Here is an 8,769-nt window from a genome sequence, read left to right on the forward strand (position 1 = left end):
ACCGCGGCTCGGCCACGGGGGCGAGCAGCGGCGCCAGCGCCTCCGCCAGCGCCGCCGCGTAGGCCTCGGGCAGCGCGCGCCCGCGCAGCGGGAAGGCGACGTCCACGGCCTCCGCCGGCGCCGTCGCCGCTGTCCCCTCCTCCTCGACCTCCCAGAGCATGCTCGACCTCGCCGCGTTGGGGCCTCTTGCCACGCTCCTCAGCGTAGCGCCGGCGGGCGCGGCGGGCCCTATATCCCGAAAGGGGTAGTCCCCCGACGTATTCGACTCCTTGAATGGATATTCCCATCCGCCACGGCGCGCGACTAGCTTGGGGTTACCGAAGCGGGGCCCGGCCGCCGGGCCCGCTGCAGGCGCAGAGCCCAGGCGAGGAGCGATCACCGCCATGAGCGACAAGACCTACGACACCCCGAATCTCGACGAGCTGGAGAGCGGCCCCTGGCCGAGCTTCGTCACCGGCATGAAGCGCCAGGCCCAGGACAAGCCCATGCTCGCCGGCGTCCTCGGCCAGCTCGAGCAGTCCTACACCGACCGCAAGGGCTACTGGAAGGGCGGGACGATCGGCGTCTACGGCTACGGCGGCGGCATCATCCCGCGCTTCACCGAGCTCAAGGACGAGCAGGACAACCCGCACTTCCCCGAGGCGCAGGAGTTCCACACCATGCGCATCATCCCGCCGGCGGGGATGCACTACTCCACGGCGCTGCTGCGCGATATCTGCGACATCTGGGAGCGCCACGGCTCGGGGCTGATCGCCCTGCACGGGCAGACCGGCGACATCATGCTCCAGGGCATCACCGCGGATAGCGTCCAGGCCTGCTTCGACGAGCTCAACGAGTACGGCCTCGACCTCGGCGGCGCCGGCCCGGCGGTGCGCACCGGCATGTCCTGCGTCGGCGCGGCGCGCTGCGAGCACTCCTGCTGCAACGAGCAGAAGATCCACCGCATGCTCGTCAACAACTTCCTCGACGACATGCACCGGCCGAGCCTGCCGTACAAGTTCAAGTTCAAGGTCTCCGGCTGCGCCAACGACTGCATGAACAGCATCGAGCGCTCGGACTTCGCCGTCATCGGCACCTGGCGCGACGAGATCCAGGTCGACCAGGCCGCCGTCCAGGACTTCGTCCGGCGCAAGGGGCGCAAGCACACCATCGACAACGTCGTCACCCGCTGCCCCTCGGGCTCGCTGAGCCTCAACGACGACGACACCCTCGAGATCGACAACCGCAGCTGCGTGCGCTGCATGCACTGCATCAACGTCATGACCGAGGCCCTCGCCCCCGGCGAGGACCGGGGCGTGACCATCCTCGTCGGCGGCAAGCGGACCCTGCGCATCGGCGACCTCTTCGGGACCGTCGTGGTCCCCTTCCTGCCGCTGCGCAGCGAGCAGGACTACCAACGCATCCTCGAGATCGCCCAGGAGATCGTCGAGTTCTTCGCCGAGAACGCCCTCGAGCACGAGCGCGTCGGCGAGATGATCGAGCGCATCGGGCTGGCCGAGTTCCTCGAGGCCATCGGCCTCGAGGCGGACCCCAACATGCTCAAGGAGCCGCGCTCGATCTCCTACGTGCGCACCGACGACTGGGACGAGGAGGCGGAGAGGTGGTACCGGCGCCAGCAGATGGCCTCGGAGCAGGCCTCCTAGCCTAGCCGGGCCCCGGGACCGCGGAGGGAGAGACGACCATGGCCGAAGCACAAGCGACCCAGAAGCCGAGATCCCCCATCGAGAGCGGCACGCCGGACCCCTTCCGGCACCTGCACCCGACGCTGCGCCGCAACTTCGGGCTCTGGCGGTCCCACGACCGCCCCCGCCCGGGCGTGCTCCACCACACCTCGCACACCGGCGAGGAGGTCTGGACGGTGCGCGTCGGCACGCAGCGGCAGATGGACCTGGCCACGGTGCGCTCGCTCTGCGATATCGCCGACGAGTACGCCGACGGCTACCTGCGCTTCACGATCCGCTCGAACGCGGAGATCACCGTCGACGACGAGGCGAAGCTCCAGCCGCTGATCGACGCCCTGCAGCGCGCCGGCTTCCCCATCGGCGGCACCGGCCCGTCGGTGACCATGATCTCCCACACCCAGGGCTGGCTGCACTGCGACATCCCGGCCACGGACGCCTCGGGGGTGGTCAAGGCGCTCATGGACGAGCTCCACGAGGAGTTCATCCAGGAGCGCATGCCCAACCGGGTGCACATCACCACCTCCTGCTGCCAGATCAACTGCGGCGGCCAGGGCGATATCGCCATCAACATCCAGCACACCAAGCCGCCGAAGATCCAGCACGACCTGGTCGCCCACGTCTGCGAGCGCCCCTCGGTGGTGGCCCGCTGCCCGGTGGCCGCCATCCGGCCGGCGGTGGTCAACGGCCAGCCGTCGCTGGAGGTCGACGAGAGCAAGTGCGTCGCCTGCGGGGCCTGCTACCCGCCCTGCCCGCCGATGCAGATCAACGACCCGGAGCACTCCAAGATCGCCATCTGGGTCGGCGGCAACCACGCCAACGCCCGCGGCGTGCCGACCTTCCACAAGCTCGCCGTCGCCGGGCTGCCCAACAACCCGCCGCGCTGGCCGGAGGTCGCCGAGCACGTCAAGCGGATCCTCTACACCTACCGCGACAACGCCCGCGACTACGAGCGCGTCGGCGAGTGGATCGAGCGCATCGGCTGGAAGCGCTTCTTCGAGCTCACCGGCCTGCCGTTCACCAAGCACCACATCGAGAACTGGAAGGGGTCGCGGTACAAGCTCAACACCTCGGCCCACCTGCGCTTCTAGGAGGGAGAGTCCGACATGCGCTTCGCGATCCTGGTCAACGAGGGGCCGTACCAGCACGAGGCGGCGGACAGCGCCTACCACTTCGCCGCCGCCGCCCTGGCGCAGGGCCACGAGGTCTCGCGGGTGTTCTTCTACATGGACGGCGTGCACAACGCCAACCGGCTCCAGGAGCCGCAGCAGGACGACCGCAACATCGTGCGGCGCTGGTCGGAGCTCGCCGAGGCGCACGGGACCGACCTGGTGGTCTGCGTCGCCGCCGCCCTGCGCCGCGGCGTCAAGGACGAGATCCTCGGCGCCGGGTTCCGCATCTCCGGGCTCGGGCAGCTCGTGGAGGTCGGCATCCAGGCGGACCGGCTGGTGACCTTCGGCGACTAGCAACGCCGGCAACCATCGGCACAGAGGAGAGACAACGGTGAGCGACGAGGCCAACTGGGAAGACGCGGGAGCGGTCAAGCGGTTCATGTTCGTCAACCGCAAGGCGCCCCACGGGACGATCTACGCCCTCGAGGCCCTGGAGGTGGTCCTGATCAGCGCCGCCTTCGACCAGGACGTCAGCCTCGCCTTCCTCGACGACGGCGTCCACCAGCTGCGCCAGGGCCAGGACGCCAAGGCGCTGGGCATGAAGAACTTCGCGCCGACGTTCCGCGCCCTCGACGACTACGACATCGACAAGCTCTACGTCGAGGCGGAGTCGCTCGCGCAGCGGGGGCTGAGCGCCGAGGAGCTGATCGTGCCCGTGCAGGTCGTCGACCGCGAGCGCATGAGCGCGCTGATGGCCGAGCAGGACGTGGTGATGTCCTTCTAGGAGGGAAAGCGAGCATGCTCCATACCGTCAACAAATCGCCCCTGCAGACCCGCGACCTGGACTCCTGCCTCGAGCACCTCGCCGGGGAGCGGCTGCTGCTGATCGAGGACGGGGTCTACGCGGCCGTGGCCGCCGGCGAGGCGTCGGCCAAGCTCCGCGGCCCCGCCGCCGAGGGGCGCGTCTACGCCCTCGGACCCGACCTCGAGGCCCGCGGCATCGGCCACGACGCCCTCGCCGACGGGGTCGAGGTCGTCGACTACGCCGGCTTCGTCCAGCTCGTCGCCGAGCACGGCCCCCACCAGGCCTGGCTGTGAGCCGGCCGGGGGCCGGCGGCGGGCGCACGGGCCACTCAGTGGCGACCGAGAAGGGTTCTACCTAGGAGCAACCGAAAGAGAGGCAGCTATGGCGATCCAAGTCAACGGCACCACGATCCCCACCGACGAGGAGGGCTACATCGAGGACCTCAACCTCTGGTCCCCGGAGGTGGCCGAGCTCATGGCCCAGGAGGACGGCCAGGAGCTGACCGAGCAGCACTGGGAGGTGATCAACTTCCTGCGCGAGTACTACGACGAGTACCAGATCGCCCCGGCGGTGCGGGTGCTGACCAAGCAGATCGGCAAGCGCCTCGGCCCGGAGAAGGGCAACAGCAAGTACCTCTACGAGCTCTTCCCCTACGGGCCGGCCAAGCAGGCGTGCCGCTACGCCGGGCTGCCCAAGCCCACCGGCTGCGTCTAGGCGGCCGGCGGCCATCGCCGGCGCGACGCCCTGGGAAGCCTCGGGATAGGGAGCGTAGACCGTGCTGACCGCAACCTACGCCGTGCTGTTCTACCTCGCTGCCGCGGTGCTGGTGCTGGGGCTCGTGGCGCGAGCGGTGCGCTACGCGCGCACCCCCGCCCCGCTGCGCGTCCCCACCACGCCGGCGCCCACTTCCCGGGGCGGCGCGGCCGTGCGCGTCGCCGGCGAGGTGGCGCTGTTCACCAGCCTGTTCCGCTCCAACAAGTGGATCTGGCTCTTCGGCTGGCTCTTCCACGTCGCCCTGCTGCTGGTGCTCCTGCGCCACCTGCGCTACTTCCTCGAGCCGATCCCGCAGTGGGTGGTCTGGATCCAGCCCTTCGGCGTCTACGCCGCCTACGCCCTGGCCGGGGCGCTGCTCGCGCTCTGGGCGCGGCGGCTGCTGATCGACCGGATCCGCTACATCTCCACCGCCTCGGACCACCTGGCCCTCGCCCTGCTGCTGGCGATCGGCCTCACCGGACTGGCGATCAAGCACTTCCAGCCGACGGACATCGTGGCCGTGAAGGCCTTCTTCCTCGGGCTGATGCGCCTCGACTGGCAGCCCCTGCCGGCGGACCCGCTGCTGCTGACCCACCTGGCGCTGGTCGCCGTGCTGATGGCGGTCTTCCCCTTCAGCAAGCTGCTCCACGCCGTCGGCGTGCTCTTCAGCCCGAGCCGCAACCAGCCCGACAACCCGCGCGAGCGCCGGCACGTCGCCCCCTGGGCGGCGGCGCTGGAGCGCGACCAACGCTGAGCCCGAACGCAGCAGCGAGGACGACGCCGTGAGCCAGGACGCCTTCGACGCACCGCCCCTGTCCCAGCGCCCCGAGGGCCTCGAGGTCCCCTCGGCCCGGCCGGGCCGCAGCGCCGAGAGCCGCTCCCACCGGGCCGGCGCCGAGCACCAGGAGGCCCTCGGCTTCCCCAGCGACATCCCCGACGACTGGCAGGACCGGGCGCTGGCGCGCATGGAGGAGCTGCTCGCGCGCAACCGCTCGCTGCGCGTCTACCTCGACGCCTGCGTGCACTGCGGCGCCTGCGCCGACAAGTGCCACTTCTACCTGGGCACCGGCGACCCCCGGAACATGCCCGTCGGCCGGCAGGATCTCATGCGCGACGTCTACCGGCGCCACTTCACGCCGGCCGGGCGCAGCTTCCCGGCCCTGGTCCGCGGCCGGGAGCTGACCTGGGACGTCCTCGAGGAGTGGTTCACCTACTTCCACCAGTGCACCCAGTGCCGGCGCTGCTCGGTCTTCTGCCCCTACGGCATCGACACCGCCGAGATCTCCATGGCCGCCCGCGAGATCCTCGACGCCACCGGCCTCGGGCAGAAGTACACCAACGAGATCATCGGCAAGGTCCACAAGGTGGGCAACAACCTCGGCCTGCCCAAGCCGGCGCTCGAGGACACCGTCGAGGGGCTCGAGGAGGACCTCAAGGACGAGACCGGCCACGACATCCGCATCCCCGTCGACGAGGTCGGCGCCGACGTCCTGCTCATCACCCCCTCGGCGGACTTCTTCGCCGAGCCCCACGTCGACGGGCTGATGGGCTACGCCAAGGTCTTCCACCAGGCGGGGCTGTCGTGGACGCTGAGCAGCTACGCCTCGGAGGCGGCCAACTTCGCGATGTTCATGGGCAGCTACGAGCACATGAAGCGCATCGCCGAGCGCATCCGCAAGGCCGCCCTCGACCTCGAGGTCAAGCGCATCGTCGTCGGCGAGTGCGGCCACGCCTGGCGGGTGGCCTACAGCTTCTGGAACACCCTCGCCGGCATCGGCCAGGGCGCCGACGCCGACGACGAGTACGCCCGCGCCCTGCAGGACCAGCTCGACCGGCGCTACCCCGTCCCGCAGCACATCTGCGAGATGACCCGGGACCTGGTCGAGCGCGGCGCCATCGAGCTCGACCCGGAGGCCAACGCCCACCACGGCGGCGTCACCTTCCACGACTCCTGCAACGTCGCCCGCGCCTCGCGCATGGGCGGCTACGCCGGGGGGCAGCTGGAGATCCCGCGGCAGCTGCTGCGCGCCAGCGTCCCCCACTTCCACGAGATGGCCGACGGCACCACCGGCGACGCCACCTTCTGCTGCGGCGGCGGGGGCGGCCTGCTCACCGACGAGGTCATGGAGCTGCGGGTGCGCGGCGCCTACCCCCGCGCCTCGGCCCTCGGCGAGGTCATGGAGCGCCAGGGCGTGCAGAAGATGGCCGCGATCTGCGCCATCTGCAAGACGCAGTTCGCGAAGGTCCTGCCGTACTACGGCATCCCCCGGGAGACGGTGATCAGCCTCCACGAGCTGGTGGGCAACGCCGTGCGGCTCGACCGCACCGAGGCCTGAGCCGGCCCGGCGGCCCGAACACAGAGGGAGACAGCCATGGCGAGCAACGCGGAATCGATGCCCTACACCTTCCGGCGCTACCGCGAGGGCGACGACCGCCCCCGCTCCTGGCACGAGCGGATCTTCGAGGCCGACACCTCCCACAAGTGCCCGACCTACGTCCACCGCACGCCGCCGTGCCAGGCCAACTGCCCCGCCGGCGAGGAGATCCGCGGCTGGCTGCACATCGCCCGCGGGCTCGACAAGCCGCCGGAGGGCGAGGCGTGGCAGGCCCACGCCTTCCGCCGCCTCGCCGAGGCGAACCCCTTCCCGGCGGTGATGGGCCGCGTCTGCCCGGCCCCGTGCCAGCAGGGCTGCAACCGCCGGGTCGTCGACGACCACATCGCCATCAACGCCGTCGAGCACGCCATCGGCGACTTCGCCCGCGACCACGGCCTCGGCCTCGGCGAGCCCGGCCCCGACACCGGCCGGCGGGTGGCAGTGATCGGCGGCGGCCCGGCGGGCTTGGCGGCGGCCTACCAGCTGCGCAAGCGCGGCCACCGCTGCACCCTCTTCGAGGCGCAGCCCGAGCTCGGCGGCATGATGCGCTACGGCATCCCGGGCTACCGCGTCCCCCGCGAGGTCCTCGACGCCGAGATCGAGCGCATCCTCGCCCTCGGCGTCGAGGTGCGCACCGAGTGCCAGGCCGGCCGCGACGTCGCCCTGGAGGCGATCGAGGCCGAGCACGACGCCGTCCTCTGGGCGCTCGGCACCCACGAGGGCCGCCCCCTGCCCCTCGAGGGCTGGGACGAGACCCCCAACTGCCTGACCGGCATCGAGTTCCTGCGCGCCTTCAACGAGGGGCGCCTGGCCGCCGTCAGCGACCGCATCCTGGTCATCGGCGGCGGCGACACCTCCATCGACGTCGCCTCGGTGGCCCGGCGGCTCGGCTACAGCACGGAGCTGCCCGACGAGGGGCGCCCGGAGCACGCCGTGCTCGGCTACACCGCCCACGACGCGGCGAGCCTGGCCGTGCGCGAGGGCGCCGAGGTGACCCTGACCTCCCTGTTCCCCCGCGCGGAGATGACCGCCTCGGAGCAGGAGATCGAGGACGCCCTGCGCGAGGGGGTGAGCCTGCGCGACGGCGTCATGCCGGTGGCCATCGAGCGCGACCCCGATACCGGGCGGGCGCAGGCCCTGCGCTTCGCCGAGTGCCGCATGGCGGGGGAGCAGCCGCAGCCCGTCGAGGGCACCGAGTTCCGCGTCGAGACCGACCTGGTCATCGCCGCCATCGGGCAGCGGGGCAACCTCGAGGGGCTGGAGGCCCTCGACAACGGCCACGGCTTCATCCAGGCGGACAAGCGCTACCAGATCCCGGACCGGCCGGGGCACTTCGCCGCCGGCGACATCCTCCGGCCCCACCTGCTCAGCACCGCCATCGGGCAGGCCGACACCGCGGTGCGCGGCATCGACGCCTACCTCGAGCGCGGCGCCCCGGGCGCCCCGCCCAAGGTCAACGTCCACCACTTCCGGCTGCTCGACGCCCTGCGCCGGGCCGGGCGGGCGCCGGAGGCGTACGAGCCGGCCCCGGTCCGCGGCACGGACCACGCGGCGTTCGCCGTGCACAACTTCGAGGACCGCGGCGCCGCCGAGGTCATCCGCCACGACCGCCTCTACCTCGGGCACTTCACCCCCAGCGCCCACGCCGAGCGCGAGCGCCGCCGCGTGGACCGGGAGGGGGTCATCGGCGACTTCGCCGAGCGCCTGCAGCCGCTCTCAGCCGGGCAGGTGCAGGAGGAGGCGCGGCTGTGCATGAGCTGCGGGATGTGCTTCGAGTGCGACAACTGCCTGATCTACTGCCCGCAGGACGCGGTGCAGCGCGTCCCCCGCGGCGAGCGGGCCATCGGCCGGTACGTGCAGACCGACTACAGCCGCTGCGTCGGCTGCCACATCTGCCACGACGTCTGCCCGACCGGCTACATCGAGATGGGCCTCGGCGAGTAGGGAGGGGCCGGCATGCGGCGATCGCGCAAGATCCTCACCCTGCTCGGCGCCGCGGCGCTCGCCGGCGCCGGCCTGGCCCTCGCCGCCGGCGGCGCCGAGCG

9 protein-coding genes are annotated in these 8,769 nt (G+C 71.5%); all 9 read left to right on the forward strand.

The genetic code is table 11. The features are described from left to right. Positions 1 to 383 precede the first annotated feature (383 nt). The gene (gene dsrA, locus CKO13_RS08660; protein WP_200259576.1) at positions 384 to 1,643 is read left to right on the forward strand and encodes a dissimilatory-type sulfite reductase subunit alpha; all 1,260 of its coding nucleotides are present in this window, start codon (positions 384 to 386) and stop codon (positions 1,641 to 1,643) included. A 38-nt stretch (positions 1,644 to 1,681) separates the two neighbouring features. After that, the gene (gene dsrB, locus CKO13_RS08665; RefSeq protein WP_200259579.1) at positions 1,682 to 2,770 is read left to right on the forward strand and encodes a dissimilatory-type sulfite reductase subunit beta; all 1,089 of its coding nucleotides are present in this window, start codon (positions 1,682 to 1,684) and stop codon (positions 2,768 to 2,770) included. 15 nt (positions 2,771 to 2,785) lie between these two features. Further along, the gene (tusD, locus tag CKO13_RS08670) at positions 2,786 to 3,145 is read left to right on the forward strand and encodes a sulfurtransferase complex subunit TusD (RefSeq protein WP_200259582.1); all 360 of its coding nucleotides are present in this window, start codon (positions 2,786 to 2,788) and stop codon (positions 3,143 to 3,145) included. A gap of 85 nt (positions 3,146 to 3,230) precedes the next feature. Beyond that, entirely contained in the window at positions 3,231 to 3,575 is a 345-nt protein-coding gene (tusC, locus tag CKO13_RS08675; RefSeq protein ID WP_200259601.1) for a sulfurtransferase complex subunit TusC, read from the forward strand. Positions 3,576 to 3,589: 14 nt separating this feature from the next. Beyond that, entirely contained in the window at positions 3,590 to 3,889 is a 300-nt protein-coding gene (tusB, locus tag CKO13_RS08680; RefSeq protein WP_200259585.1) for a sulfurtransferase complex subunit TusB, read from the forward strand. A gap of 88 nt (positions 3,890 to 3,977) precedes the next feature. Further along, entirely contained in the window at positions 3,978 to 4,310 is a 333-nt protein-coding gene (locus tag CKO13_RS08685; RefSeq protein ID WP_200259588.1) for a TusE/DsrC/DsvC family sulfur relay protein, read from the forward strand. Positions 4,311 to 4,371: 61 nt separating this feature from the next. Beyond that, entirely contained in the window at positions 4,372 to 5,103 is a 732-nt protein-coding gene (locus CKO13_RS08690; protein WP_200259591.1) for a respiratory nitrate reductase subunit gamma, read from the forward strand. Positions 5,104 to 5,131: 28 nt separating this feature from the next. After that, a complete protein-coding gene (gene dsrK, locus CKO13_RS08695; RefSeq protein ID WP_200259594.1) occupies positions 5,132 to 6,685 on the forward strand; it encodes a sulfate reduction electron transfer complex DsrMKJOP subunit DsrK in 1,554 nt (517 codons plus the stop codon). Between the two features lie 36 nt (positions 6,686 to 6,721). Continuing rightward, the gene (locus tag CKO13_RS08700; protein WP_200259598.1) at positions 6,722 to 8,668 is read left to right on the forward strand and encodes an NAD(P)-binding protein; all 1,947 of its coding nucleotides are present in this window, start codon (positions 6,722 to 6,724) and stop codon (positions 8,666 to 8,668) included. Positions 8,669 to 8,769 lie beyond the last annotated feature (101 nt).

Origin of the sequence: Halorhodospira neutriphila, assembly GCF_016584055.1 — a bacterium.
Taxonomy (GTDB): Bacteria; Pseudomonadota; Gammaproteobacteria; order Nitrococcales; family Halorhodospiraceae; genus Halorhodospira; species Halorhodospira neutriphila.

Bases quoted from the DNA above. Each gene is read 5' to 3' on its own strand.
- dsrB (WP_200259579.1), top strand. From the start codon at position 1,682: ATGGCCGAAGCACAAGCGACCCAGAAGCCGAGATCCCCCATCGAGAGC.
- CKO13_RS08685 (WP_200259588.1), top strand. From the start codon at position 3,978: ATGGCGATCCAAGTCAACGGCACCACGATCCCCACCGACGAGGAGGGC.
- CKO13_RS08700 (WP_200259598.1), top strand. From the start codon at position 6,722: ATGGCGAGCAACGCGGAATCGATGCCCTACACCTTCCGGCGCTACCGC.
- dsrA (WP_200259576.1), top strand. From the start codon at position 384: ATGAGCGACAAGACCTACGACACCCCGAATCTCGACGAGCTGGAGAGC.
- tusC (WP_200259601.1), top strand. From the start codon at position 3,231: ATGTTCGTCAACCGCAAGGCGCCCCACGGGACGATCTACGCCCTCGAG.
- tusD (WP_200259582.1), top strand. From the start codon at position 2,786: ATGCGCTTCGCGATCCTGGTCAACGAGGGGCCGTACCAGCACGAGGCG.
- tusB (WP_200259585.1), top strand. From the start codon at position 3,590: ATGCTCCATACCGTCAACAAATCGCCCCTGCAGACCCGCGACCTGGAC.